This is a genomic window from Nocardioides sp. CPCC 205120 (genome assembly GCF_048654585.1).
Taxonomy (GTDB): domain Bacteria; phylum Actinomycetota; class Actinomycetes; order Propionibacteriales; family Nocardioidaceae; genus Nocardioides.
Map to the genome: position 1 here is coordinate 712,916 of NZ_JBMCYY010000002.1, position 24,763 is coordinate 737,678.

Annotated in this window: 26 protein-coding genes; 9 read left to right on the forward strand and 17 right to left on the reverse strand. The window is 73.8% G+C overall.

What is annotated here, in order from left to right; genetic code table 11:
• Positions 1–12 precede the first annotated feature (12 nt).
• From ACOACO_RS14380 to ACOACO_RS14410, 7 genes are all read right to left on the reverse strand, one after another.
• Positions 13–1,302: a class I SAM-dependent methyltransferase gene (locus ACOACO_RS14380; protein ID WP_420296956.1), complete on the reverse strand. Its 1,290-nt coding sequence runs from the start codon at positions 1,300–1,302 to the stop codon at positions 13–15.
• Positions 1,299–2,690, reverse strand: a complete 1,392-nt coding sequence (locus tag ACOACO_RS14385) for an FAD-binding oxidoreductase (protein WP_420296957.1) — start codon at positions 2,688–2,690, stop codon at positions 1,299–1,301. Before ACOACO_RS14385 ends, ACOACO_RS14380 begins: the two co-directional genes overlap by 4 nt.
• Positions 2,691–2,806: 116 nt before the next feature.
• Positions 2,807–3,160: a cytidine deaminase gene (locus tag ACOACO_RS14390; RefSeq protein WP_420296958.1), complete on the reverse strand. Its 354-nt coding sequence runs from the start codon at positions 3,158–3,160 to the stop codon at positions 2,807–2,809.
• Positions 3,157–4,452, reverse strand: coding sequence for a hemolysin family protein (locus tag ACOACO_RS14395; protein WP_420296959.1), 1,296 nt, complete (start codon positions 4,450–4,452; stop codon positions 3,157–3,159). The genes ACOACO_RS14390 and ACOACO_RS14395 overlap by 4 nt, the downstream gene beginning before the upstream one ends.
• A gap of 14 nt (positions 4,453–4,466) precedes the next feature.
• Positions 4,467–4,922 carry an rRNA maturation RNase YbeY gene (gene ybeY, locus ACOACO_RS14400; protein ID WP_420296960.1) on the reverse strand — a complete coding sequence of 152 codons (456 nt, stop codon included), beginning with the start codon at positions 4,920–4,922 and terminating at the stop codon, positions 4,467–4,469.
• A complete protein-coding gene (locus tag ACOACO_RS14405) occupies positions 4,919–5,974 on the reverse strand; it encodes a PhoH family protein (RefSeq protein WP_420296961.1) in 1,056 nt (351 codons plus the stop codon). Before ACOACO_RS14405 ends, ybeY begins: the two co-directional genes overlap by 4 nt.
• 108 nt (positions 5,975–6,082) lie before the next feature.
• Positions 6,083–6,421, reverse strand: a complete 339-nt coding sequence (locus ACOACO_RS14410) for a histidine triad nucleotide-binding protein (protein ID WP_420296962.1) — start codon at positions 6,419–6,421, stop codon at positions 6,083–6,085.
• A 140-nt stretch (positions 6,422–6,561) separates the two neighbouring features.
• On the opposite strand from ACOACO_RS14410, the gene ACOACO_RS14415 reads away from it, so the two are divergent.
• A complete protein-coding gene (locus ACOACO_RS14415; RefSeq protein ID WP_420296963.1) occupies positions 6,562–7,461 on the forward strand; it encodes a Gmad2 immunoglobulin-like domain-containing protein in 900 nt (299 codons plus the stop codon).
• A 52-nt stretch (positions 7,462–7,513) separates the two neighbouring features.
• Here the strand turns inward: ACOACO_RS14415 and ACOACO_RS14420 are convergent, their stop codons facing one another.
• Genes ACOACO_RS14420 through hrcA form a run of 3 tightly spaced genes read right to left on the reverse strand, consistent with a single transcriptional unit; the run spans position 7,514 to position 10,543 of the window.
• A complete protein-coding gene (locus ACOACO_RS14420) occupies positions 7,514–8,257 on the reverse strand; it encodes a 16S rRNA (uracil(1498)-N(3))-methyltransferase (protein WP_420296964.1) in 744 nt (247 codons plus the stop codon).
• 8 nt (positions 8,258–8,265) lie between these two features.
• Positions 8,266–9,456, reverse strand: coding sequence for a molecular chaperone DnaJ (gene dnaJ / locus ACOACO_RS14425; RefSeq protein WP_420296965.1), 1,191 nt, complete (start codon positions 9,454–9,456; stop codon positions 8,266–8,268).
• Positions 9,457–9,514: 58 nt separating this feature from the next.
• On the reverse strand, positions 9,515–10,543 hold the full coding sequence (hrcA, locus tag ACOACO_RS14430) for a heat-inducible transcriptional repressor HrcA (protein ID WP_420296966.1): 1,029 nt from the start codon (positions 10,541–10,543) through the stop codon (positions 9,515–9,517).
• A 172-nt stretch (positions 10,544–10,715) separates the two neighbouring features.
• Here hrcA and ACOACO_RS14435 point away from each other — a divergent pair, with 172 nt between their 5' ends.
• From ACOACO_RS14435 to ACOACO_RS14450, 4 genes are read left to right on the forward strand one after another with little or no spacing between them, the layout of a single operon-like run.
• Positions 10,716–11,417 (forward strand): hypothetical protein, encoded by a 702-nt coding sequence (locus ACOACO_RS14435; RefSeq protein ID WP_420296967.1) that lies wholly within the window; start codon positions 10,716–10,718, stop codon positions 11,415–11,417.
• A gap of 39 nt (positions 11,418–11,456) precedes the next feature.
• Entirely contained in the window at positions 11,457–12,338 is an 882-nt protein-coding gene (locus tag ACOACO_RS14440) for an MBL fold metallo-hydrolase (RefSeq protein WP_420296968.1), read from the forward strand.
• A 48-nt stretch (positions 12,339–12,386) separates the two neighbouring features.
• Entirely contained in the window at positions 12,387–13,244 is an 858-nt protein-coding gene (locus tag ACOACO_RS14445) for a DUF3097 domain-containing protein (RefSeq protein WP_420296969.1), read from the forward strand.
• A gap of 16 nt (positions 13,245–13,260) precedes the next feature.
• Positions 13,261–13,821, forward strand: coding sequence for a DUF4870 domain-containing protein (locus ACOACO_RS14450; RefSeq protein WP_420296970.1), 561 nt, complete (start codon positions 13,261–13,263; stop codon positions 13,819–13,821).
• Positions 13,822–13,878: 57 nt separating this feature from the next.
• Here the strand turns inward: ACOACO_RS14450 and hemW are convergent, their stop codons facing one another.
• The 3 genes from hemW to ACOACO_RS14465 form a co-directional block, all read right to left on the reverse strand.
• Positions 13,879–15,120, reverse strand: coding sequence for a radical SAM family heme chaperone HemW (gene hemW / locus ACOACO_RS14455; RefSeq protein ID WP_420296971.1), 1,242 nt, complete (start codon positions 15,118–15,120; stop codon positions 13,879–13,881).
• Between the two features lie 23 nt (positions 15,121–15,143).
• A complete protein-coding gene (locus tag ACOACO_RS14460; RefSeq protein WP_420296972.1) occupies positions 15,144–16,100 on the reverse strand; it encodes a 3,4-dioxygenase subunit beta in 957 nt (318 codons plus the stop codon).
• Between the two features lie 101 nt (positions 16,101–16,201).
• Positions 16,202–18,031, reverse strand: coding sequence for an AMP-dependent synthetase/ligase (locus tag ACOACO_RS14465; protein WP_420296973.1), 1,830 nt, complete (start codon positions 18,029–18,031; stop codon positions 16,202–16,204).
• 161 nt (positions 18,032–18,192) lie between these two features.
• Between ACOACO_RS14465 and ACOACO_RS14470 the strand changes: the two genes are divergently transcribed.
• Together ACOACO_RS14470 and ACOACO_RS14475 are read left to right on the forward strand one after the other, a co-directional pair.
• On the forward strand, positions 18,193–18,663 hold the full coding sequence (locus tag ACOACO_RS14470; RefSeq protein WP_420296974.1) for a hypothetical protein: 471 nt from the start codon (positions 18,193–18,195) through the stop codon (positions 18,661–18,663).
• The gene (locus ACOACO_RS14475) at positions 18,660–18,959 is read left to right on the forward strand and encodes a transcriptional regulator (protein ID WP_420296975.1); all 300 of its coding nucleotides are present in this window, start codon (positions 18,660–18,662) and stop codon (positions 18,957–18,959) included. Before ACOACO_RS14470 ends, ACOACO_RS14475 begins: the two co-directional genes overlap by 4 nt.
• Before the next feature lie 30 nt (positions 18,960–18,989).
• On the opposite strand, the gene ACOACO_RS14480 is transcribed toward ACOACO_RS14475, so the two are convergent.
• Both ACOACO_RS14480 and ACOACO_RS14485 read right to left on the reverse strand, forming a co-directional pair.
• Positions 18,990–19,886, reverse strand: a complete 897-nt coding sequence (locus ACOACO_RS14480; RefSeq protein WP_420296976.1) for an aminoglycoside phosphotransferase family protein — start codon at positions 19,884–19,886, stop codon at positions 18,990–18,992.
• Positions 19,883–20,728, reverse strand: a complete 846-nt coding sequence (locus ACOACO_RS14485; RefSeq protein WP_420296977.1) for a helix-turn-helix domain-containing protein — start codon at positions 20,726–20,728, stop codon at positions 19,883–19,885. The genes ACOACO_RS14480 and ACOACO_RS14485 overlap by 4 nt, the downstream gene beginning before the upstream one ends.
• Before the next feature lie 52 nt (positions 20,729–20,780).
• Here ACOACO_RS14485 and ACOACO_RS14490 point away from each other — a divergent pair, with 52 nt between their 5' ends.
• The gene (locus tag ACOACO_RS14490; RefSeq protein WP_420296978.1) at positions 20,781–21,419 is read left to right on the forward strand and encodes a TIGR03086 family metal-binding protein; all 639 of its coding nucleotides are present in this window, start codon (positions 20,781–20,783) and stop codon (positions 21,417–21,419) included.
• A gap of 49 nt (positions 21,420–21,468) precedes the next feature.
• Here the strand turns inward: ACOACO_RS14490 and ACOACO_RS14495 are convergent, their stop codons facing one another.
• On the reverse strand, positions 21,469–22,407 hold the full coding sequence (locus ACOACO_RS14495) for a serine/threonine dehydratase (RefSeq protein WP_420296979.1): 939 nt from the start codon (positions 22,405–22,407) through the stop codon (positions 21,469–21,471).
• Positions 22,404–24,296 carry a translation elongation factor 4 gene (gene lepA / locus ACOACO_RS14500; RefSeq protein ID WP_420296980.1) on the reverse strand — a complete coding sequence of 631 codons (1,893 nt, stop codon included), beginning with the start codon at positions 24,294–24,296 and terminating at the stop codon, positions 22,404–22,406. The genes ACOACO_RS14495 and lepA overlap by 4 nt, the downstream gene beginning before the upstream one ends.
• 200 nt (positions 24,297–24,496) lie before the next feature.
• On the opposite strand from lepA, the gene rpsT reads away from it, so the two are divergent.
• Positions 24,497–24,757, forward strand: coding sequence for a 30S ribosomal protein S20 (rpsT, locus tag ACOACO_RS14505; protein WP_420296981.1), 261 nt, complete (start codon positions 24,497–24,499; stop codon positions 24,755–24,757).
• Positions 24,758–24,763: the final 6 nt, after the last annotated feature.

Here is a 24,763-nt window from a genome sequence, read left to right on the forward strand (position 1 = left end):
TCGCCCGCCGGCTCACACGCCGAACGTGTGCCGCAGCGGGTACCCGCTCACGCCGCGCTCGTCGGTGCGCGTGGCCAGCACCTGGTGGAGCTGGATCTCATTGCGCTCGAACGCGATGCGCGAGCCCGTCATGTAGATGCCCCACACCTTCGCGGTGCCCTCGCCGACCTCGGCGACGGCCTCGTCCCAGTGGCGCTCGAGGTTCTCCGACCACCCCTGCAGGGTGCGCGCGTAGTGCGGCCGCAGGTTCTCGGTGTGCTGCACCTCGAGGCCCGCGTCCTGGGCGTCCATCACGATGCGGCCCGACCCGGTGAGCTCCCCGTCGGGGAACACGTAGCGGTCGATGAACGCGCCCGTGCGGGTCGGCAGGTTGTGCGCCCGCGTGATCGAGTGGTTGAGCAGCCGCCCCCCGGGCCGCAGGCGGTCCCGCAGGAACGAGAAGTACGCCGGGTAGTTGCGCACCCCGATGTGCTCGGTGAGCCCGATGGAGCTGACGGCGTCGAAGTCGTCCTCCAGGACGTCGCGGTAGTCGAGGTGGCGCACCTCGGCCAGGTCGGAGAGCCCGGCGGCGTCGATCGCCTCCTTGGCCCACGACGCCTGCTGCAGGCTGAGGGTGACGCCGAGCGCCTTCACGCCGTACTCGCGCGCGGCGTGCATCACCATGCCGCCCCAGCCGCACCCGACGTCGAGCAGCCGCTGGCCGGGCTGGAGGTCGAGCTTGCGGGCGACGAGGTCGAACTTGGCGGCCTGGGCCTCCTCCAGCGTCGCGTCCTCGGTCTCGAACAGGGCGCAGGTGTAGGCCATCGACGGGCCGAGCACGAGCTCGTAGAACCGGTTCGACACGTCGTAGTGGTGCCCGATCACCTCGGCGTCGCGGCTCAGCGAGTGCCGCAGGCCCTCGACGGCGCGGCGCCACCGGGGCAGGTGCTCCTGGGGCGGCACCGGCGGCGGCTTGAGGTGGCCCAGCCCGAGCCCGCGCAGCAGCCGGACGGCCTCGCCCGCGCTCGGGCGGCGGAACGAGAGCTGGCTCAGCAGCAGCACGAGCCCGTCGTACGGGTTGCCGGGGTGCACGCCGGAGACCTCGAGGTCGCCCATGACGTAGGCCCGGGCGATGCCGAGGTCGCCCGGCGCCGTGAGGATGTAGGACAGGCCGCGCTCGTTGCGCAGGTGGAGCCCCACCGCCGCGTCGGCCGGGCCGGCCGACGAGCCGTCGTACGCCGTGAACCGCACGGGCATCCCGTGCTTCATCAACGTGCCGATGGCCTCGCCGATCGTGATGGTCCTGCCGTTGTCCTGGGTCACTGCCTCCGCACCGCCTTCTCGTAGAGGGTGGACAGCCGCTGCTGCGGGTCGTAGCGCTCCTTGACGCGCGCCAGGTTGGCGCCGTCGTAGAGCCGGTCGAACGTCTCGGGGTCGTAGAACGCCTCGGAGTAGAGGGACTTGTGCCCGTCCAGCTCGTGCACCCGCGCCTCGATGGCCCGGTTGGTCGGCGCGTCGGGCGCCTCGGGGCCGACCGGCACGGTGCCCCAGAACCCGGCGTTGACGTAGGTCGTCCCCGGCTCGAGGGGGTACGACGACCACGTGCGGGCGCTGCCCGGGCCGTCGGGCTCGCGCAGGCGCAGCGGGCACAGCCACACCGGGCGCATGCCGACGCGCTCGTCGAACCAGGACAGGAACTCCGGGAGCCGCTCCAGGGGGACCTCCACGTCCTGCACCACGCGCTCGCGTCGCGGCCGGCGCTGCAGGCGGTCGAGCTTCTCGACGATCCCGAAGCGGGTGTCGAGGCCGACGAGGCGGTGGTAGACGTCGGAGCGCCGCTTCGAGCGCGGCCACAGCCGGCGCACGCGCGGGTCCTGCAGGCCGAACGCGCCGGAGCACCAGAACCAGTCGGTGTCCCAGCGCCACAGGTAGTCCTCGACCGTCAGCAGGTCGGTCGTCCGCTGCTGGACCGAGCGGTAGTAGACCTCGTCGACGTACGTCGAGGGCCGCTGCCCGGCGGCGTCGTCCGTCCAGCGGGCCAGCGTCAGGTAGAGCTCGTCGGGGCTGAAGGCGGTGCCGTCGAGGCCGTCGACCCGCTCCCCCTCCCAGGCGCCGTCCGCGACGATCGTCGCGACCGCCTCGACCAGCGCGGTCGCGTCGACGAACCGCACGTGCCGCAGCGCGGCGTACGCCGGGACGGGCTCCAGCTCGATGCGCAGCCGGGTGGCGTAGCCGAGCGAGCCGTAGGAGTTGGGGAAGGCGTCGAAGAGGTCCGCGTGCTCGCCGGTGGGCCGGGCGGTGACGATCTCGCCCGCCCCGGTCAGCACGTCCATCTCGAGCACGCTCTCGTGCGGCAGGCCGTTGCGGAACGACGTCGACTCGATGCCCAGGCCGGTGACCGCGCCGCCGAGCGTGATGGTGCGCAGCTGCGGCACCACGAGCGGCACCAGGCCGTGGGCGAGCGTGGCGTCGACGAGGTCCTCGTAGGTGCACATGCCCTGCACGTCGGCCGTGCGCGCGACCGGGTCGACCCCGATGACGCCGCCGAGCCCGGAGACGTCGAGACCGGGAGCGGTCGTCGCCGTGCGGGTGCGGAAGAGGTTCGAGGTGCGCTTCGCCAGCCGGACCGGCGAGCCCGCGGGGATCGCGGCGTACGACGCCAGGAGCGCCTCCGTGGCCGCCTGGTGCGCCTGCGTGCCGACCGTGTTCACCTGATCGACCCTAGACCGGGCTCCGGGCGCGGGCGTACCGACTTTGGTCGGTGATGTTGCTTTCTACAACCAAATCGGCGTGGTGTCCGCCACGTCCGGGTCGGGGCGGTCGCCGCTCAGGTGCGGACGGTGGCCGCGACGGTGCCGCGCGGGTCCCCCGCGTGCACGGGTACGCCGGTGCCCGCGAGGTCGCGGACCGCGGCCAGGTCGGCATCGGCCACCGCCCCCGCCTCGCCCAGCACGACGGCGGCCTCGAGCGAGCGGGCCCCCGACGCGACCGCCATCGCGACGCAGACCCCGAGGGCGCTGACCTGCAGCGAGGGGAGGTCGACCGTGGCCGCGGCGTACGTGCGACCGTCCTGGTCGCGCACCGCTGCGCCCTCGCGCGCGCCGGTGCGGGCCCGCGTCGCGCGGGCGAGCGTCACGAGCTTGCGGTCCTCGGCGGACAGCTCGGTCAGGGGGTCGGTCACGATGCCTCCTCCTCGTCGTCGTCGGCACCCAGCCGGGTGACGACCACGGTGCTGATCTTGTTGCGGCGCCCACGCACTCCCTCGGCGCGGAGCCGGAGGCCGTGCGCGTCGACGGTCGAGCCGGGGATGGGCACGAGCCCCAGGTGCTTGGCCATGAGGCCGCCGACGCTGTCGACGTCCTCCTCCTCCACGTCGAAGCCCTCGAAGAGGTCGTCGAGGTGGTCGACGGGGAAGCGGGACGAGACGCGCCAGACGTCGTCCCCGATCTTCTCGACATCGACCTCGGCCACGTCGTGCTCGTCGGCGATCTCGCCCACGATCTCCTCGAGGATGTCCTCGATGGTGACGATGCCGGCCGTGCCGCCGTACTCGTCCACCACGACCGCGATGTGCTGGCGCGAGGCCTGCATCTCCGCCAGCAGCGACGCCACCGACTTCGAGTCGGGCACGTGGTGCGCGGGGCGCATGTGGTCCTCGATGCGCTCGGTGATGTCGGCGTCGCCCTCCCGGTCCTCGAAGTCGAGGCGCGCGATGTCCTTGAGGTAGGCGAAGCCCAGCACCTCGTCGAGGTTCTCCCCCACCACGGGCATGCGGGAGTAGCCGCTGCGCAGGAACAGCGACATGGTCTGGCGCAGGTTGCGGTGCCGCTCGACGAAGACCACGTCGGGGCGGGGCACCATCACCTCGCGGGCGATGGTGTCGCCGAACTCGAAGACCGAGTGGATCATCTTGCGCTCGCCCGACTCGATGACGGCGCTCGCCTCCGCCAGGTCGACGAGCTCGCGCAGCTCGGTCTCCGACGAGAACGGGCCCTCGCGGAAGCCCCGGCCCGGGGTCAGCGCGTTGCCGACCAGGATCAGCAGGCGCGGCAGGGGCCCCAGCAGGCGGGTGAGCGCCCACACCGGCGCCGCCGAGCCCAGCGCCACCCGCTCGGGGTGCTGGCGGCCCAGCGTCCGCGGCGCGACGCCGATCGCGACGAACGACACGACCAGCATGATCGCGACGGTCAGCAGCACGCTCCCCCACCAGCTGCGCACCGACTCGTCCACCTGCAGGGTCACGAGCACGATCGCGGCGACCTCGGCGAGCAGGCGCAGCAGGATGAGGGAGTTGAGGTAGCGCGGCGGGTCGTCGAGCACCCGCAGCAGGTACGTCGCACCGGTGCGGCCCTCGGCGCCCAGCTCCTCGGCCCGCGCACGGGAGAAGCCGGACAGCGCCGCGTCGGCCGCGGCGATCAGGCCGGCCACCACGACGAGGCCGCCGGCCGAGACCAGCACCCACAGGTCGCTCATGGGCGCCGATCCTCTCAGGACCGGCTGCGCCAGCGGGCCAGCAGGGTGTCCTGCAGCCCGAACATCTCCTTGTGCTCCTCCGGCTCGGCGTGGTCGTAGCCGAGCAGGTGGAGGATCCCGTGGACCGTCAGCAGCTCGATCTCGGCCAGCGCGCCGTGGCCCGCCGTGGCGCCCTGGGCCGCCGCGACGGCCGGGCTGAGCACGAGGTCACCGAGCACGCCCTCCTCGGGCTCCTCGTCGGCGAGGCCGGGGCGCAGCTCGTCCATGGGGAAGGCGAGGACGTCGGTCGGCCCCTCCTTGCCCATCCACTGCTCGTTGAGCTCCGCGATGGTGTCCTCGTCGACCGCCTTGAGGCACAGCTCGGCCTCGGGGTGCACACGCATCTCGTCCATGACGAAGCGCGCCAGGCGCGCGAGGTGCTCCGGCTCGACGAGGTCCGTGCCGGACTCGTCGATGATCTCGATCGTCACGAGGGACGTCCTCCCCGGTTGGTGCGGCGCGGGCCGGTCGGCTCCGGGGTGCTCGAGGCCTCGCCGGCGTCGTACGCGTCGTAGGCCGCGACGATGCGGGCCACGAGGCGGTGGCGCACCACGTCGCTGCTGGTGAGGCGGTTGAACGACACGTCCTCGACGCCCTCGAGGATGCCCTCGACGACCCGCAGGCCGGAGCGCGTGCCGCCCGGCAGGTCGGTCTGGCTGGTGTCGCCGGTGACGACGATGCGGGAGCCGAAGCCGAGGCGGGTGAGGAACATCTTCATCTGCTCGGGCGTCGTGTTCTGCGCCTCGTCGAGGATGATGAAGGCGTCGTTGAGCGTGCGTCCGCGCATGAAGGCGAGCGGGGCGACCTCGATCGTGCCGGCCGCCATCAGCTTGGGGATCGACTCCGGGTCCATCATGTCGTGCAGCGCGTCGTAGAGCGGGCGCAGGTAGGGGTCGATCTTCTCGCTCAGCGTGCCCGGCAGGTAGCCCAGGCGCTCGCCGGCCTCGACGGCCGGGCGGGTCAGGATGATGCGGGTGACCTCCTTGGCCTGCAGCGCCTGCACGGCCTTGGCCATCGCCAGGTAGGTCTTGCCCGTGCCGGCCGGGCCCATGCCGAACGTGATCGTGTGGGTGTCGATCGCGTCGACGTACCGCTTCTGGTTGAGCGTCTTCGGACGGATCGTGCGGCCGCGGTTCGAGAGGATGTTGAGGCTCAGCACGTCGGCCGGGCGCTCGTTCGTCTCGGTGCGCAGCATGGCGATGACCCGCTCGACGGTCTCGCCGCTGACGCCCTGGCCGGTGCGGATGAGTGCCACCAGCTCGCTGAGGAGGCGCTCGGCGAGGGCGATCTCGGCCGGCTCGCCCATGAGCGTGATGCGGTTGCCGCGCACGTGCACGCGGGCACCGAACGCCTGCTCGATCGCACCGAGGTGCTCGTCGCCGGCGCCCAGGAGGCTCACCATGTCGATGCTGTTGGGCACCGTGACCGTGTGCTTCGTGGCGGTCGGCGATGCGAGCTGCGGTGCGCTGTCGGAGTCAGTCATGGATGCCCGGAGGGCTGCCCTTCTGGTGCGGCGGGACGGCGGGACGAACCCCTCCATCGTACGCCGCCGCCCCCACCCCCCGGCGAGCCGTTTGCGGCGCCGGCCCCCTCAGGAGGGCCAGCCCATCCGCTCCCCGCCGAGCACGTGCAGGTGGGCGTGGAAGACGGTCTGGCCGGCGTCGGCGCCGGTGTTGAACACGAGGCGGTAGCCGTCGAGGCCGTCGGCCTCGGCCACGGCGGCGGCGCTCGTCAGGAGGTCGGCCGCCGTGCGTGGCTCGGCCGCCGCCAGCGACGCCGCGTCCGGGTGGTGGCTGCGGGGCACGACGAGCACGTGGGTGGGCGCGACCGGGGAGATGTCGCGGAACGCCAGCGTCGTCGGCGTCTCGTGCACCACGGTGGCCGGCACGTCCCCGGCGACGATCTTGCAGAACAGGCAGTCGGCGCTCATGGCGACAACCTAGCGCCGCCCCGGAGGCGGGTGACCACGGTCGCGCCCGGTCCGCTCGCCCGTCGTCGCACGAGCCACTACCGTCACATCAGCACCTGCACCCGGTCGCCCCTCGAGGGCGCCGACCCTGGGAGGAACCGATGAACGCTCGCCCGCACGCCCGCCGCACGACCGCCCCGCTCGCCGTCGGCGCGGTGCTGGCCCTGACGCTGGCCGCCTGCGGCGAGGACGGGCCGGACGGCGCCACCGACCCGGGGACGAGCTCGTCCGCACCCACCAGCTCCGACACCGCGACGACCACGCCGAGCGACGACGAGGGCGGCGGGGGCGAGGGCGGCACCGGCGGGTCCGAGGGCGGCGCCGTGCCCGTCTACTACGTGCTGGAGGAGGGCCGGGCCGGACTGGTGCGCGAGTTCCACGCCGGCCAGGGCGACGACGCCCTCGGCTCCGCGGTGACGCTGCTGTCGACCCCGCCCTCGGACCCCGACTACACGTCGTACGTCGACGGGTGGGTGACGGCGGCCCAGGAGGCGGACGGCGAGATCGTCGCCACCGTCAGCGGCCCCGTGCCCGGCGACGACGCCGAGCTCGCCGTGCAGCAGGTCGTCTACACGCTCCAGGCGGCGGCCGGGCAGGTGCTGCCCGTGCGCTTCCTCGGGGAGTCGGGCGGCGACGCCGTCGGCCTGCCCGGCTCGAACCCCGTGAGCACCTCGCCCGAGCTCGAGACCCTGGCGCACGTCAACATCACCGACCCCGCCGAGGGCACCACGGTGTCGGGCACGATGACGGCCACCGGTCGCGCCAGCTCGCCGGAGAACAACGTCCGGTGGGAGGTCCGCTCGGGCTCCGACGTGGTGCTCGAGGGCTCGACGATGCACGAGGGCTCCTTCATGGACGAGCGCCTCAACGCCTGGACCGTCGAGGTGGACCTGACCTCGCTCGACCCCGGCACCTACACGTTCGTCGCGATGACCGACGACACGAGCGGCGGCGAGGGCTCCGGCCCGGCCACCGACACGCGCACCATCGTCGTCGGCTGACCCGCCGGCCCCGGTACGGCGGCGCGCGCCGCCGTGCCGCGGCTGGAGGGCCTCAGGCCCAGCGGGAGGTGCGGGCCAGCAGCGCGGCGACCGCGACGACGCCCGCCGTCGACGTGCGCAGCACCTCGTCGCCGAGCCGCACGGTCGTGGCACCGGCGGCCTCGAAGGCCGCCAGCTCCTCGTCGGTGAGCCCGCCCTCGGGGCCGACGACGACGCCCACCGAGCGCAGGTCGGCCGGCAGCGCGACCGAGGCCAACGGCGCGGTCGCCGCCTCGTGGAGCACCAGCACCACGTCCAGCGGCGCGAGGAGCGCCGCCGCGTCCGCGGTCGAGGCCAGGGGTGCGACGGTCGGGAACCATGCCCGCCGGGCCTGCTTCGCGGCCTCGCGGGCGGTGGCGGACCAGCGGGCGTGGGCCTTCGTCGCGCGCTCGCCCCGCCAGACCGCGACGCTGCGTGCCGCCGCCCACGGGACGACCCGCTCGACGCCGACCTCGGTGAGCACCTCGACGGCCAGCTCGCCCCGGTCCCCCTTGGGCAGCGCCTGCACGACCGTCACGGCCGGCACGGGGGCGGGGACGTCGACGACGTCCGCCACCTCGACCTCGAGGGCGCGCTTCGCGGTCGCCGTGACCGCGCCCGTCACGGCGCGCCCGGCACCGTCGACGAGGCGCACCTGCTCCCCCACGGCCAGGCGGCGCACGGCCACCGCGTGGTGGGCCTCGTCACCCTCGACGCGGACGACGGACCCGGGTCGGGCCCCGGCCAGGTCGGGGTGGAGGTGGACCGGCAGCGACACCGTCGACCTCAGTGGGTGTGGAACTTGTCGCGGAAGCGGCCGAAGACGCCCCCGCGGCGGTGCACCTGGACCTGGCCGTCGGTCGCCTCCTCGCCGCGCAGCTCGGCGAGCTCGCGCAGCAGCGCCTCCTGGCGCCCGTCGAGCCGCTGCGGCGTCTCCACCGCGACGGTCACGACGAGGTCACCGCGTCCGGCGCCCCGCAGGCCCGGCACGCCGCGCCCGCGCAGCACCTGCTCGGTGCCCGACTGCGTGCCCGGCTTGATCTCCAGGCGCAGCTCGGTCTCGAGCTCGGTCTCGGCGCCGTCCTCCACGAGGTCGGCCTCCAGCAGCGGCAGGGTGACGTCGGCGCCGAGCGCCGCGGCCGTCATCGGCACGGTCACGGTGCAGTGCAGGTCGTTGCCCTGGCGCAGGAACAGCTCGTGCTCGGCGACCCGGATCTCGACGTACAGGTCGCCCGCGGGCCCGCCGCCCGGGCCGACCTCGCCCTGCTCGGCCAGCTGCACGCGGGTGCCGTTGTCGACGCCCGCGGGGATCTTGACGGTGAGCGTGCGGCGCGAGCGCACGCGGCCCTCGCCGGAGCAGGTGCGGCAGGGGTCCGGGATGACGGACCCGAAGCCGCGGCACGCGGCGCAGGGGCGCAGGGTGCGGATCTCGCCGAGGAACGAGCGCTGCACGTGGGCGACCTCGCCCGCTCCGCGACACGTCGTGCAGGTCTGCGGGCTGCTGCCGGGGGCCGCGCCGTCGCCGTGGCAGGTCTCGCAGACCACCGCGGTGTCGACCTTGAGCTCCCGCGTCACGCCGAAGGCGGCCTCGGCGAGCTCGACGTCGAGCCGGATGAGGGCGTCCTGGCCGCGACGCATCCGCGGGCGCGGGCCGCGTCCCGGCCCGCCGGCGCCGGGCTGTCCCGGCGCACCGCCGCCGAAGAAGGCGTCCATGATGTCGGTGAACGAGAAGCCCTGGCCCGCGCCCCCGAAGCCGGCGCCGCCGAACGGGTCGCCGCCACGGTCGTAGGCCGCGCGCTTCTGGGGGTCCGAGAGCACCTCGTACGCCGCGCTGACCTCCTTGAACCGCTCCTGGGTCTCGGGGTCGGGGTTGACGTCGGGGTGGAGCTGGCGGGCCAGACGCCGGTACGCCTTCTTGATGGCGTCGGCGTCGGCGTCGCGGTCGACGCCGAGCAGCTCGTAGAGGTCCTGGCTCACGTGTGTCCTATCCATCGTTTCCGTGCAGGTGGGGCGCGCCGTCGTCGGTCGGCGCCGGTCAGGCGTTGTTGTTCTCGTCGAGGATGCGCGACATGTAGCGGGCGACCGCACGCACGGCGGCCATGGTGCCCGGGTAGTCCATGCGGGTGGGTCCCACGATGCCGAGCGCGGACAGCATGTCGGCTCCGGGGCCGTACCCGGTGGTGACGACGCTGGTGCCGGCGAGCTCCTCCACCGGCCCCTCGGCGCCGATGCGGACCGTCACGGCGCCGCCGGTCGTGGCCTCGCCCAGCAGCCGCAGGAGGACGACCTGCTCCTCCAGCGCCTCGAGCATGGGGCGCAGCACGGTGTCGAACCCGTCACCGAAGCGGGCGAGGTTCGCCGTGCCGCCCACGACCACCCGCTGGTCGGAGGAGTGGTCGGAGAGGGCGTCGACCAGCACGCCCACGACCTCGCTCGTCGGGCCGTCGGCCGGCGCCTCCTCGGTGCGCAGGCGGGCCAGTGCGTCGGCGGCGACGCCGAGCCGCTGACCGACGACCGCACGGTTGACCTGCGTGCGCAGGTCCCCGACCTCGGCGTCGTCGAGGTCGCGGTCGAGCTCGACCAGGCGCTGCTCGACGCGCCCGCTGGAGAGGATGAGGACGACGAGCAGGCGGTGGGGCGACAGGGCGACCACCTCGACGTGGCGCACCGTGCTCTGGCTGAGGATCGGGTACTGCACCACCGCCACCTGGCGGGTGAGCTGGGCCAGCAGCCGCACGCTGCGGCGCACGACGTCGTCCACGTCGACCGCGCCCTCGAGGAAGGTCGAGATGGCGCGCTTCTCGGCGGCCGTCAGGGGCTTGACCGTGCCGAGCCGGTCCACGAACAACCGGTAGCCCTTGTCGGTGGGGATGCGGCCCGCGCTCGTGTGGGGCTGGTGGATCAGCCCCTCCTCCTCGAGCACGGCCATGTCGTTGCGCACCGTGGCCGGGGAGACCCCGAGCCCGTGCCGCTCGACGAGGGCCTTCGAGCCGACCGGCTCCTCGGTCGACACGTAGTCCTCCACGATGGCCCGCAGCACGGCGAGCCGACGCTCCTCGACCATCACCTGCTCCTCCCGCGTGGCGTCCTCGCCGGCGGTCCGAGCCCTGCAGGGCCTGGCACTCCACCGGCGCGAGTGCCAATGGTACTCCGTCCCGTCCCACTCCCCGGGAACCGCTTGACCCCGAGGCCGCAGGCGGTAGGTTAGGCTTGCCTTAGTCATCTAGGAGGTCCTCGTGCTCCCCCTGCTCGCCTCGGCCGATCCCGACCAGCTCGCCGCGCGTGCGCGCAGCGCCCTGTCCTGCCCGGCCGCCGCCAGCATGGTGATCAAGGGCACGGAGCACCTCTTCGGGGGCGACGACCTCGGCCTGCAGGACCGCGGCGGCGTCCCGACCCTGGTGTGCCGGGCCGGCTCGGTCGTCGAGCGCGCCGGCGCCACCCACCAGAAGGCCCTGCTGCGCATCATCTCCGGCGTGGTGGAGGACGACGGCACGACCGAGTCGGTCGTGCTGGCCGGCAAGCTGGCGAGCCCCCGGCCCTGCTGCGACTCCTCGCTGCAGGCGGTCGCGATCGAGCCCACCATCATCATGCTCATCCGCACGCACGCCGACGGCTCCACCCGGCAGTACCGGGTGCCCACCTCGCTGTTCCGCAGCCCGGCCCACGCGCTCAACCGCGGCTACCTGCGCCGCTGCACCGAGCACGTCAACGAGTGCCACGACGCCGAGCTGCGCCAGGCGGTGTCGCTGTGCACGGGGACGCCCGCGCCGTACCTGGCCGGCGCGGCCCTCGCCGACCTCTCCCCGACCGGCGTGGACGTGCACTGGGTGGACGCCGACGGGGCCCACCGCCGCGCCGTCACCTTCGACGCCCCCGCCCGCACCCCGGACGACCTGGCCGAGGCGCTGCGCAGCCACCTGCACGCCGGCCTCTGCTGACCCGACCACCGGGCCGCCCGCTGGCCTAACCTCACGGGCATGGCCCGTGACACCGTCCTGCCCGACCCGACCGAGGTCGCCGACCGGGTCTGGGTCGCCCGCCACCCCTGGTTCGACGCGAACGTCACCGTCGTGGCCGGCGAGCGCGGCGTCGTGGTGGTCGACACCCACGCCGCGGAGGCCGTGGGCGAGCAGCTGCGCGACGCGGTACGCCGGCTCGCCCCCGCCCTGCCCCTCCTCGCCGTGGTCGCCACCCACGACCACCTCGACCACGTGCTCGGCACCGCCCCGTTGCTCGACGCCTGGCCCGACGCGGACGTCGTCGCCCACGAGGTCACCGCCGACCTGATGGCGACGAGCGTGCCCGCCCAGGTGGCGGCGTACGACGCTCCTCCGGCCCTGCAGGCCGCCGTGACGGGCAGCCGGCTGGCGCTGCCCACGCGGACGCTGTCGGGCGCGTGGGCGCTCGACCTGGGCGACCGGCTGCTCGAGGTCGTGCACCCCGGGCGCGGCCACACCGGCGGCGACGTCTGCGTGCGGGTGCCCGACGTCGACGTGCTCGTCGCCGGCGACGTCGTCGAGGCCGCCGACGACCCCGAGGCCGCGGTGCCGGCGTACGGCGGCGACTCGTGGCCGCTGGAGTGGCCCGGCAGCCTCGAGCTCGTGATCGGGCTCCTGACCCCCGCGAGCACCGTGGTCCCCGGCCACGGACCGGTCGTGGACCGCGCGTTCGTACACGCCCAGCAGGCGGCGGTCGCCGAGGTCGCCGGCCAGGTGCACGACGTGGCGGCCGCCGGGGTGCCCGCCGACCGGGCCCTCGCGGAGGGCCGCTGGCCCTACCCGGCCCACGCCCTCGCCGAGGCCGTGCGCCTGGGCTACGCCCACCTCCCGCCCGGCGCACGCCGGCTGCCGATGGCCTGAGCGGCGTGCCTGGCGGGGACCGTCGGTCCCGCGCCCTAGCGTGGGGACGTGACCCCGCACGACCGCTACGGATCCGACGTCCTCTCCGGCGACTGGCGCGCGCCCAGGCGCGGCCGGGCGACCGAGCACCCCGCCGACGCCGGGCTGGTCGTCGAGGAGGTCACGACCGACTGGTGCGGCGAGATCGTCACGGTCGACCGCGACCTCGACACCGTCACGCTGGAGGACCGGCGCGGCAAGCGGCGCACCTTCCCCCTCGGTCCCGGATTCCTCCTCGAGGGCCGCCCCGTCATCCTCACCGCCCCGGTGCGCGCCGCGGCCCCGCGCCGCCCCACCCGCACGGCGTCGGGCTCGATCGCGGTTCCGGACGCGCCGGCCCGGGTCGCCCGCGCCTCCCGCATCTTCGTCGAGGGCCGCCACGACGCGGAGCTCGTCGAGAAGGTCTGGGGCGACGACCTGCGCGTCGAGGGCGTGGTGGTGGAGTACCTGGGGGGCGTCGACGACCTCGCCGACCACCTCGTCGGGTTCAAGCCCGGTCCGGGCCGCCGGGTGGGCGTGCTCGTCGACCACCTGGTGCGCGGCTCGAAGGAGAGCCGCATCGCGGACGGCATCGCACGCTCGGCCGTCGGCAAGCACGTCCTCATCGTGGGCCACCCGTTCGTCGACGTCTGGCAGGCCGTCAAGCCCGAGCGCGTGGGCCTCACCGCCTGGCCGAGCATCCCTCGCTCGGTGGAGTGGAAGCACGGCGTGTGCCAGCATCTGGGGTGGCCCCACCGCAACCAGACCGACATCGCGCGGGCCTGGAAGCACATCCTCGGGCGGGTCGAGTCCTACGCCGACCTCGAGCCGGCCCTGCTGGGCCGGGTCGAGGAGCTGATCGACTTCGTCACCGCCCCCGACGCGTGAGCACCAGGAGACTCCCTTGAGCACCTACGGCGACCAGCCCGGCGGCCCCCACAGCCAGGACCAGCCCGCGGGCTGGGGCGTCCCCGGTCAGCCCGCTCAGCCCGGTCACCAGGGCCGGCCCGACCAGGGCCAGCAGGGCTGGGGCCAGGGCGACCCGGGCGGGTGGGGCGCGCCGTACGGCGGTGGCCCGGGCGACCCCGCCGGCCAGGTGCCCGCGCCGTCGGAGGACCGCGCCTGGGCCGTCGCGGCCCACCTCGGAGCGCTCGTCACCGCGTGGTTCGCGTTCGGCTTCATCGCCCCGCTCATCGTGCTGCTGGTGCGCGGCCGCTCCCCCTTCGCGCGCCGGCACGCGGTGGAGTCGCTCAACTTCCAGCTGTCGATGCTGCTCTACAGCGTGATCGCCTCGATCGTGGCGATCCTGTTCGTCATCGTCACGCTCGGGCTCGGCGTCCTGCTCCTGATCCCCCTCGCCGCGGTCGTGCTGCTCGTGCTGCTCGTGCTGGTCATCGTCGCCTCGATGCGGGCGAGCGCCGGCGAGACCTACCGCTACCCCTTCACGCTGCGCCTGATCCGCTGAGGACGGCGGGGACGGCGACGCAGCCGTGGACGCAGCCGTGGACGCAGCCGGGAACGCTCAGCCCAGCAGGTCGCGCACGACGCCGTCGGCCAGCAGGCGTCCCTCGCGGGTGAGCACGACCCGTCCCGCGGGTCCGCCGTCGAGCGGGCCCGCCTCGACGAGCCCGCGGCGCACCAGGTCGGGCAGGGCCTCCCGGCCGTCGCCGTCCAGCACGTCGAGCGCCAGTCCCTCGCGCAGCCGCGTCTCGAGCAGCACCCGCTCGACGCGGCGCACCTCGTCGTCGAGCAGCTCCCGCTCGTGCCCCGGGGAGCGTCCCGCGGCCAGCCGCTCGGCGTACGGCGCGGGGTGGCGCACGTTCCACCAGCGCACGCCGCCGACGTGGGAGTGCGCGCCGGGGCCCACCCCCCACCAGTCGTCGCTGCGCCAGTAGGCCATGTTGTGGCGGCACTCGCTGCCGGGACGCGACCAGTTCGACACCTCGTACCAGTCGAGCCCGCCGGCGGTGAGCACCTCGTCGGCGAGGTGGTACTTGTCGGCCAGGTCGTCCTCGTCGGGGGCCGCGACCTCGCCGCGCCGCACGCGGCGGGCCAGCGCCGTGCCGTCCTCGACGATGAGCGAGTACGCCGACACGTGGTCGGGCGCGCAGGCCAGCGCGGCGTCGAGACTGGCTCGCCAGTCGGCGAGGCTCTCGCCCGCCGTGCCGTAGATGAGGTCGAGGCTGACCTCGTCGAACCCGGCGGCGCGGGCGTCCGCCACCACGCCGGGCACCCGGGCGGGGTCGTGGGTGCGCTCGAGCACCTGCAGCACGTGGGGCACGACCGACTGCACCCCGAAGGAGAGCCGGGTGAAGCCGCCGGCGCGCAGCACGTCGAGGTCCTCCCGCGAGACCGAGTCCGGGTTGGCCTCGGTGGTCACCTCGGCGCCCGGCGCCAGGCCGAACTCGTCCTCGACCGCCCGCAGCACCCGCACCAGGTGCTCGGGCGGCAGCAGGGTCGGCGTGCCGCCGCCGAAGAAGACGGTGTCGACGGGGCGGTCGACGTCGCCCAGCACCCGCCGGGCCAGGCGGACCTCGGCGACGGCCGCGTCGGCGTACGTCGTGCGCGACGCCCCGGGCGGCGCGGAGGGGCCGCCGAGCTCGGTCGCCGTGTAGGTGTTGAAGTCGCAGTAGCCGCACCGGACCCGGCAGAACGGGACGTGCACGTAGAAGGCGAGGGTGCGCTCCCCCAGGCCCGCGAGCGCCGACGCCGGCAGGGCGCCGTCGACGGGGACCGGGTCGCCGGGCGGAGGGGTGGAGGGCATCCCCCCAGTCTCCCAGAGCGGGCTCAGACGGGCACGTTGAGACGCAGCACGTAGCCCTCGGCGACCGAGCCGGTCAGCGTGGCCATCTGCAGCGAGTGGCCGTCGGAGAACACGTTGTCCGAGTCCAGGCTCACCTGCGCGAGGTTGCCGACGCTCGCGTCGTACCCCTGGGTGGTGCCGTAGACCTCGTCGCAGACGTCCTGCGGGAAGGCGATCTGGGAGGTGCGCAGCTTGCCGCTCGCGCTCGTCGCGTCGTCGACGGACGGGTAGACCTCGAAGTGCAGGTGGGGCCAGCGGCCCGGGTAGGTCGCCGGGAAGATGCTGGTGAACGACAGCGACCCGTCGGCCTGCGCCACCTGCACCCCGCGCAGGTAGTTCTCGCCCTCGATGCCCGACGAGTAGAGCGAGTACGCGCCGTCGCGGTCGCAGTGCCACAGGTAGACGGCTGCCCCTTCGTACGGCGTGATGCCGTCCGCGGCGTTGTCGTAGACCTTCAGCTCGATGGTGAGGGGCACGCCCTCGGCCACACCGGACGCGTCGCCGAAGCTGGTGGTGATGTCGCGGCGCACGATGCCCGACGCGGTGAGCACGTTGACGCCGTTGCTCCCGTCGGCCGGGTAGGGACCGTTCGTCTCCTCGGGGATGTCGCCGTCGTCGAGGCCCTCCTGGCTGACGGCGCCTGCTCCCCCGCCCGGGCCACCCGCCGGCGGGGTGCCACCGGGGCCGCCCCCGGAGCCGGCCGCCGCGCCGACGCTCGTCGCGGCGCTGCTCGCGGTGCCCGACGAGCCCGACGTGGCCGCCTCGCCCGCGCACCCGACGAGGGTGACGGCGCCGATGCCGCCGAGGAGGCCGAGCACGCCGCGGCGGGCCAGGGGACGCCGCACCATGCCGGCGTCCTGCATCACGGGCAGGTCGTGCGCGAGGCCCTCGCGATGCTCGTCGTGGTCGTGCGGGGGGTGGTCGTGCGGGGTGGAGGTCATCGGTGCTCCTCGCAGGAAGGCGGATGGGTGCCGGCGCGTTCGCCGACACCCATCCGATCCCGCGGTGCTGTGCGCGTCCTGTGGACGCCCTGTCCCTGCCGTCAGGAGCTGTAGAGACCCTCGATGACGCTCTTGTTGTTGGCCTCCACGACCGGGCGCTTGACCTTCAGCGACGGCGTGAGCTCGCCGGCCTCGATCGTGAGGTCGTGGTCGAGCACCTCGTAGCGCTTGACCGTCTCCCAGCGGTTGAGGCGGGCGTTGAGCTGCTCGACGTACCCCGCGACCAGCTCCTGCATCCCCTCGGAGCGGACCACCTCGGCGTACGGCTTGCCCTCCATGCCGTTCTGGGCGGCCCAGCCCTCGACCTGGTCGGGGTCGAGGGTGATGAGGGCGACCACGTAGTTGCGGTTGTTGCCGACGACGAGGAACTGGCTGGCGTAGGGGCACAGCGCCTTGAACTGCGACTCGATCGCCGACGGCGCGATGTACTTGCCGCCGGAGGTCTTGAAGAGGTCCTTCTTGCGGTCGGTGATCTTGAGGAACCCGTCCTGGTCGAGCTCGCCGATGTCGCCGGTGTGCAGCCAGCCGTCGGCGTCGAGCGCCTCGGCCGTCTTGTCGGGCAGGTTGTGGTAGCCCTGCATGACGTTCGGGCCCTTGACGAGCACCTCGCCGTCCTCGGCGATCTTCACCTCCCCGCCCGGGAAGACGTGGCCGACGGTGCCGAACTTGTTCTGCTCCGGGTGGTTCACGAAGGCGCCCGCGGCGGTCTCGGTGAGGCCGTAGCCCTCGAGCACGAGGATGCCGGCGGCGTTGAACCACTCCGCCACCTCGCGGTTCAGCGCCGCGGAGCCCGAGATGAAGAACCGCACGCGACCGCCGAAGCGGTCCCGCACCTTCGAGAACACCAGGCGGTCGAACAGGCGGTGCTGCACCTTCAGGCCCACCGGCACCGAGCGGCCGTCGCGCTTGCGGCGCTCGACCTCGAGGCCGACCTCGAAGGCCTTCTTGAAGATCTTCTCCTTGGCGCCGCCCTCGGCGGCCTGCATCGTGACGATCTTGCCGTGCGCCTTCTCGAAGATGCGCGGTGCGGCGCCCATGAACGTCGGCTTGACGACGCCCAGGTTGTCGACGATGCGCTCGACCCGGCCGTCGATGGCGGTGGCGAAGCCGCAGGCCAGCTGGGTGCTCAGCAGCACCTTGCCGAACGAGTGCGCCATCGGCAGCCACAGGAACTGCAGGTCGGTCTCGTCGAGGATGCCCTGGCTGCGGATCGCCTCGCCCTCGTAGACCCACGCCCGGTGCTGCAGGCGCACGCCCTTGGGACGACCCGTCGTGCCGGAGGTGTAGATGAGCGTGGCCAGTGCCTCGGGCTCGATGGAGTCCGCGACCTTGCGCACCGCGTCCGGCGTCTCGGCCAGCAGGGCGTCACCGAGCACGGCGAGGTCCTCCAGCCCGATGACCCAGTCGCCGTCGGTCGTGCCCGTGAAGGTGACGACCTTGGAGACGCTGGGGATCTCGTCACGGTGGGCCCGCAGCTTGGCGACCTGCTCGTCGTCCTCGGCGAAGACGACCTGGCAGTCGGCGTCGGCCACGATGTACGCCGTGTCGTCGGCGTTGGTGGTCGGGTAGACGGTGGTGGTGGCGCCGCCGGCGCACATGACGGCGAGGTCGGCGAGGACCCACTCGTAGCGGGTCGCCGAGGCGATGCCCACCCGCTCCTCGGCCCCGAGCCCGAGGGAGAGCAGGCCGGCGGCCATGCGGTTGACCCGGTCGCCCACCTGGCGCCACGTGACGGAGTCCCACCCGTCGTCGCCGGCGGTCGGGAAGCGGTAGGCCTCGCGGTCACCGGACCGCTCGACGCGGTCGAGGAACTGCACCGCCACGTTGCGCGGCATGCGCTCGATGAAGGAGGCGTCGTGGTTGATCGGCATTGCGTGCGTACCTGCTTTCTCGGGGCCGTGCCCTCGGTCGCGGGCCCGGAGGGGTTGCCTCCGTAACCTAGATCACGTCACTACCCCGCGGTAGCCGAACCTCCGGCCCAGTGCCGACTTTCCACTTGCACAACCGGAAAGCTTTGCCTATGGTTTCCGATATGGAAAGCGAAGAGCTCCGGAACAGCCTGCGGGACCTCGAGCGCGCCGAGGCCGCTCCCTACGTGGACCACCCGCCCACCCCGTGGTGGTACTTCCTCGTCGTCCCCGCCTGGGCGGCGGGGATGACCACCGCCATGCACCTCGCGCTCGTCGAGGACGTGTCGAGCTGGTGGCTCACCCTCGGGATAGTCCTGCTCACCGCGCTCGTGGGCGGGTTCTTCGGGTGGTACAGCCGCTACCACGGCGCCGTCCCCTCCCTGCGCGGCGCGAAGCCGCCGGAGATCCGGACCGCCTACCGCCAGTACGCCGTGGGCGCCGCCGTGGTGCTCGTCGCGATCGGCGTCGCCGTCGCCACCCTCCCGTGGTGGGGCAGCGCGGCCGTGGCGTTCGTCCTCGTGGGAGCGGGCGTGTGGCTCTACGAGGTCGCCTACGCCCGGGCCGCGACCGCCGTCCGGGAGCGCCTCGCGTGAGCACCGGCGCCCTGGGCGACCTCGACCCCGTCATCCACGCCCCCAAGCGCCTGGCGGCGATGGCGGTGCTGTCCTCCTCCGACCAGGTGACCTTCCAGTTCCTCAAGGAGCACCTCGGCATCGCCGACGCCGACCTGTCCAAGCAGATGTCCGCGCTGGAGGCGGCGGGCTACGTGAAGATCCACAAGTCCGGCCGCGGCCGCGGGTCGAGCACGACGTACTCGCTCACCCGCGACGGGCGCGCCGCCTACCGGCGCCACCGGGCGGCGCTGCAGGCCCTGCTCGCCGAGGACTGAGGCGGGCCGCGAGGAGCGCGGACCCCGGCGTCAGTCCTGCACGGCCTTCGCGATGGTGACGGCGCGCGTCACCCGCTCGCGGTCACCCGCGTGGCGGTGCGCGTCCAGGACGCTGCGCACGACCACCCAGTCGCGGGCCCGGTGCTCGTCCAGCCCCGCCACGTCGACGAGGGTGTGGAAGCGGCGCCGGATCCCGTCGCGCACCGAGTCGCCGGGCACCGCGCCGTACTGCTCGAAGTCGTGGCGCAGGGCGGGCTCGGGCTCGAAGTGCGGGTCCCCCGACAGCGGCTCCGGGTCGATCGCCAGCCAGCCGCGCTCGTCGGTGCCCAGCACGTTGCCGGGGTGCAGGTCGCCGTGGACGGTGGTGCCCGCGCTCGCCGGGTCCGCCCCCAGGTCGCGCGCCAGCGCCAGGCACTGCTCGACGAGGCGGCGCGGGACGGGCACCGAGCGGGCGTCGCGGGCGAGCGCGGCGGCCCGCTCCCCGACGTACGACGGGAGCGTGCGCAGCTGCGGCGGCGCCGGGCGGTGCAGCAGTCCGTAGAGCCCGCCCAGCACCTCGCAGGCCTCGACGTCCCACAGGTCGGCGAGCACCTCGGGGCCGGCCCGCTCGAGCAGCAGGGCGCGCCGTCCGGGGTCGGCGCGTAGCAGGCGCACGGCACCACGGCCGCCCCAGCGCTGCAGCACCAGGTGCTCGTGCTCGGAGGCGGCGTCGGGGAACCCCAGCTTGAGCACCGTCGGCTCCCGGCGCGGGGTGCGCACCGGGACGACGAGCGAGTCCCCGCCGTGCGTCGCCGGCCCGTCGACGACGAGCTCCCAGGCCGCCAGCAGGTCGCTCGTGCGGCGCGGGAGGAGGTCGAGCCACGCGGCGCGATCGTCCCCGGCGTCGCGCTGGGCCTCGAGCCCGGCCGGGAGGGCGAACGGGGTCACCGGGTGCCCGGCTGGTCGGCGAGGTAGCGCCCCGGGGTCGTGCCCGTCACCGACCGGAAGTCGCGGGTGAAGTGGGCCTGGTCGGTGTAGCCCAGGTCGGCGGCCACCGCCGCCAGCGAGGTGGTGCCCGCCTTCAGCGCGACGACGGCGTCGTGCAGCCGCCGGCGCTGGAGCAGCCACTTGGGCGACAGCCCGACCCGCTGCTCGACGAGCCGGTGCAGCGCCCGCTCCCCCAGGCCGTGCGCGGCCGCCACCTCGCTCACGCGGGTGACCTCCGGGTGGGCCTGGAGCCAGGCCACGACCTCGTTGATGAGGAGGCCCTGCGGGTCGACGGGCAGGAGGGTGCGCAGCCGCCGCTCGTACGCCGCGATCGCCGCCCGGTGCCCGCTCTCCGCGCCGGGGTCGGGGCCGACGGCGGCCCGGACCTCGGCGGTCAGCGCCGCGCCGTCCATCGTCGCGAGCTCGGCGAGGTCGCACCAGCCGTCGACCAGCTCGCCGACCGGACGGCCCAGGACGAGCCGCCCCGCCGCGGGCCGCAGCATGACGCCGACGGCGTACCCGTCGCCCTCCAGCACCACCGTGGACAGGCCGCGGGAGACCCCGTAGCAGCGCGCGTAGGTGCCGCTGACGACGAGCAGGCAGACCGGGTGCTGCAGCGTGCTCTGCGTCGACGGCTCGCGCAGCGACCACACGGGGATCCAGTAGCGGTCCACGAGGTCCGCGAGGTCGGGCGAGGGGAGGTAGCGGTGGATGGGGGGCGTCGGCCGGCTCACGCCCGTGAGGTGGGCGCGGTCGATCGGCGTCACGCGCTCCACGGCCCCGTCGCCGCCCCCGTCGTCCACGTGTCCGATTATCACAAGAGCCGCCGCAGGGACGGGCCCTAGCGTCGCGCCCATGAGCGCCCCCGACACCGCCGCCGCCCCTGCCACCGCTGCTCCAGGCGAGCTGCACCCCACCACCGCCTACTACCGCGACCAGTCCGCCCGCTTCGCCGCCGTGCTCGACGGCGTCGACACCACCGGCGGGCGGTGGGACGCCCCCACCCCCTGCGAGGGCTGGACGGTGCGCGACGTCGTCGCCCACGTCGTCGACACCGAGCGGGAATTCCTCGAGCGCCACGACCTCGCCGGCGACCTGCCGGCGGTCGCCACTGCGACCGCCGGGACCGGGAGCGACCCGGCCGCCACCTGGCGGACGTGGTCGGCGGCGGTCCTCGACGTGCTCACCGCCGACGGGGTCGCCGAGCGAGCCTTCGAGGGGTACTTCGGCCCGACGACCGTCGGGGAGACGCTGCGCGACTTCTACGCGTGGGACCTCGTCGTCCACGGCTGGGACGTGGCGCGGGCGACCGGGCAGGACTACCCGATCAGTGACGCCGAGGCCCGCGAGGTCGGGGCCCGGGCGGACGGGTGGGGCGACGCGCTCTACTCCCCCGGCGTCTGTGCCGGACCCGTGGCGGTGGGCGAGGACGCCACCGAGGCCGAGCGGCTGCTGGCGCGGCTGGGCCGCGACCCGTACTGGACGGCGCCCTGAGCGGGACCGGCTCCGGCGAGCGCTGCCGGGCCCGCCGTCGAGCGCGTCCTCAGAGCTCGGCGGGGTCGCCGTTGCCGCCGCACACGACGACGGCGACCCGCTCGTCGGAGGCCGGCACGTAGGCACCCGAGCGCAGGGCCGCCAGCGCCGCTGCACCACCGGGCTCGGTGGCCAGCCGGGTCTGGGCCCACAGCCACGAGCGGGCCTCGCGGATCGCGTCCTCGGTGACGAGCACCGACGTCGCGTCCCGCAGGGCGGCGAACCCGATCTCGCCGATGCGGGAGGCGCCGAGCGAGTCGGCGCCGAGGCCGGACGGGGTGACCTCGACCGGCTCGCCGGCGGCGAGCGCGGCGTGGAGGGTCGGGCAGCCGACGGGCTCCACGGCGACGACGCGGGTCGTCGTACCGGCGAACCAGGCGGCGACGCCGCCCGCCAGACCGCCGCCCCCGACGGCCACGAGCACGGTGTCGAGGCGGTCGCCGACGGCGCCGTCGGCGACCTGCTGCTCGAGCTCGCGGGCCAGCGTGCCCTGCCCGGTGACGGTGAGGGGCGCGTCGTACGCGTGGAGGGCGAGGGCCCCGGGCGCGGCGGCGGCCTCGAGGCTGGCGGCGTAGGCCTCGGCGTACGTCGTGCCGACGAGGTGGACGTGCGCACCGCGGGCGCGCAGGCCCGCGACCTTGACCGCGGGGGCGGTGGCGGGCACGAAGACCTCGGCCGGGATGCCGAGCGTGGCGCCGACGTAGGCGACGGCGAGCCCGTGGTTGCCGCCCGAGGCCGCCACCAGCCGCGCCGGCGTCTCGGGGGCGGCGAGGACGGACGCGAAGGCACCGCGCGGCTTGAACGAGCCCGCGTGCTGCAGCAGCTCGAGCTTGAGCGTCACGAGCTGCCCCTCGACGTCGACGTCGAGGACGGGGGTGCGCCGCACGTACGGCGCGATCGCCGCCGCGACCTCCTCGACCCGGGCGCGGGTCGGGACGACCGTGCTCACTTCTTCGTCTTCTCCGCCGCCTGGGTGGTCGACAGCGCGGCCACGAACGCCTCCTGGGGGACCTCCACGCGACCGACCATCTTCATGCGCTTCTTGCCCTCCTTCTGCTTCTCCAGCAGCTTGCGCTTGCGGCTGATGTCGCCGCCGTAGCACTTCGCGAGCACGTCCTTGCGGATGGCGCGGATGTTCTCGCGGGCGATGACACGGGCGCCGATGGCGGCCTGGATGGGCACCTCGAACTGCTGGCGCGGGATGAGCTCCTTGAGCTTGCCGGCCATCATCACGCCGTAGCCGTAGGCCGCGTCGCGGTGCACGATCGCGGAGAAGGCGTCCACCGGCTCGCCCTGCAGCAGGATGTCCACCTTCACCAGGTCTGCGGTCTGGTCGCCGGACCGCTCGTAGTTGAGCGAGGCGTAGCCCTTGGTCTTCGACTTCAGCTGGTCGAAGAAGTCGAAGGCGATCTCGCCCATCGGCAGCGTGTAGCGCATCTCCACGCGGTCCTCGGACAGGTAGTCCATGCCGAGCAGGGTGCCGCGCTTGGCCTGGCAGAGCTCCATGATCGTGCCGATGTAGTCGGACGGGGCGAGGATCGTGGCGGACACGACCGGCTCGCGGACCTCGTGGATCTTGCCGTCGGGGTACTCGCTGGGGTTGGTGACCGTCAGCTGGGTGCCGTCCTCCATGACGACTTCGTAGACCACGTTGGGCGCGGTCGAGATCAGGTCGAGGTTGAACTCCCGCTCGAGCCGCTCGCGGGTGATCTCCATGTGCAGCAGGCCCAGGAAGCCGCAGCGGAAGCCGAACCCGAGCGCCCCGGACGTCTCCGGCTCGTAGGCCAGCGAGGCGTCGTTGAGCTGCAGCTTCTCCAGCGCGTCGCGCAGCTCGGGGTACTGGTCGCCGTCGATCGGGTAGAGCCCGGCGTAGACCATCGGGGTGGGGTGCGCGTAGCCACCGAGCGGGTCGGTGGCTCCGTGGTGCTGGCTGGTGACGGTGTCGCCGACGCGGGACTGACGGACGTCCTTCACGCCGGTGATCAGGTAGCCGGTCTCGCCGACGCCGAGCTCGCCGGCCTTGAGCGGCTCGGGGCTGATCACGCCGACCTCGAGCATCTCGTGCACGGCGCCGCTCGACATCATCTTGATCCGGTCGCGGTGCTTGAGCGAGCCGTCGACCACCCGCACGTAGGTGACGACGCCGCGGTAGGTGTCGTAGACGGAGTCGAAGATCAACGCCCGCGCCGGCGCGTCGGCGTCGCCGACGGGGGCCGGGACCTGCTTGACGATCTCGTTGAGCAGCGCCTCCACCCCGACGCCGGTCTTGGCGGAGGTCAGGAGCACGTCCTCCGGCTCGCAGCCGACGAGGTTCGCCAGCTCGAGGGCGTACTTGTCGACGTTGGCCGACGGCAGGTCGATCTTGTTGAGCACCGGGATGATGTGCAGGTCGGCGCCCATGGCCAGGTAGAGGTTCGCGAGCGTCTGCGCCTCGATCCCCTGCGCCGCGTCGACCAGCAGGATCGCCGCCTCGCAGGCCTCCAACGAGCGGGAGACCTCGTAGGTGAAGTCGACGTGCCCGGGGGTGTCGATCATGTTGAGCACGTAGGTGCCGGGGCCGGCATCGATGCCGTGCCGCTCGGTCGCCTCCTCGGTGACCGTCCAGGGCATCCGCACGGCCTGCGACTTGATGGTGATGCCGCGCTCGCGCTCGATGTCCATCCGGTCGAGGTACTGCGCCTTGGCCTCACGCTCGCCCACGACGCCGGTCAGCTGCAGCATCCGGTCGGCGAGGGTCGACTTGCCGTGGTCGATGTGCGCGATGATGCAGAAGTTGCGGATGATCGCGGGGTCGGTGCGCCCCGGCTGGGGCACGGCGGACGCAGGCGTAACAGGCACCGACCGATCCTCCCATCCCGTGGGGGCGCCGTCACAACCGGCGCTCGGTGGCGCGCCGCGGGTCACCGATTTGAGGCGGCCGCCGTCGCGCTGGTAGTTTCTCCCCTCGCGTGTCTGGCTGCTCCTGCCCTCATGGGGTGAGCGCCGGCCGCCCCCCGTACGACGTACCCGACGACGAGCACCGAAGGCAGAGGCGCACAGTGGCCAACATCAAGTCCCAGATCAAGCGCAACCGACAGAACGAGCTGCGCCACGAGCGCAACAAGTCGGTCAAGTCCGCCCTGAAGACCGCGGTCCGCAAGTTCCGCGAGGCGGCCGAGTCCGGCGACAAGGACCAGGCCGTCCAGCTGGGTCGCGAGGCGTCCCGCAAGCTCGACAAGGCCGCGTCCAAGGGCGTCATCCACGCCAACCAGGCCGCGAACCGCAAGTCGGCCATCGCGAAGCGCTCCGCTTCCCTCTGACCCGCA

Coding starts and splice junctions, on each gene's coding strand:
- ACOACO_RS14395 (WP_420296959.1), bottom strand. CDS start 4,452: ATGAGCGACCTGTGGGTGCTGGTCTCGGCCGGCGGCCTCGTCGTGGTG.
- ACOACO_RS14470 (WP_420296974.1), top strand. CDS start 18,193: ATGGAAAGCGAAGAGCTCCGGAACAGCCTGCGGGACCTCGAGCGCGCC.
- ACOACO_RS14440 (WP_420296968.1), top strand. CDS start 11,457: ATGGCCCGTGACACCGTCCTGCCCGACCCGACCGAGGTCGCCGACCGG.
- hemW (WP_420296971.1), bottom strand. CDS start 15,120: ATGCCCTCCACCCCTCCGCCCGGCGACCCGGTCCCCGTCGACGGCGCC.
- ACOACO_RS14415 (WP_420296963.1), top strand. CDS start 6,562: ATGAACGCTCGCCCGCACGCCCGCCGCACGACCGCCCCGCTCGCCGTC.
- ACOACO_RS14410 (WP_420296962.1), bottom strand. CDS start 6,421: ATGAGCGCCGACTGCCTGTTCTGCAAGATCGTCGCCGGGGACGTGCCG.
- ACOACO_RS14405 (WP_420296961.1), bottom strand. CDS start 5,974: ATGACTGACTCCGACAGCGCACCGCAGCTCGCATCGCCGACCGCCACG.
- ACOACO_RS14490 (WP_420296978.1), top strand. CDS start 20,781: ATGAGCGCCCCCGACACCGCCGCCGCCCCTGCCACCGCTGCTCCAGGC.
- ACOACO_RS14460 (WP_420296972.1), bottom strand. CDS start 16,100: ATGACCTCCACCCCGCACGACCACCCCCCGCACGACCACGACGAGCAT.
- hrcA (WP_420296966.1), bottom strand. CDS start 10,543: ATGGTCGAGGAGCGTCGGCTCGCCGTGCTGCGGGCCATCGTGGAGGAC.
- ACOACO_RS14465 (WP_420296973.1), bottom strand. CDS start 18,031: ATGCCGATCAACCACGACGCCTCCTTCATCGAGCGCATGCCGCGCAAC.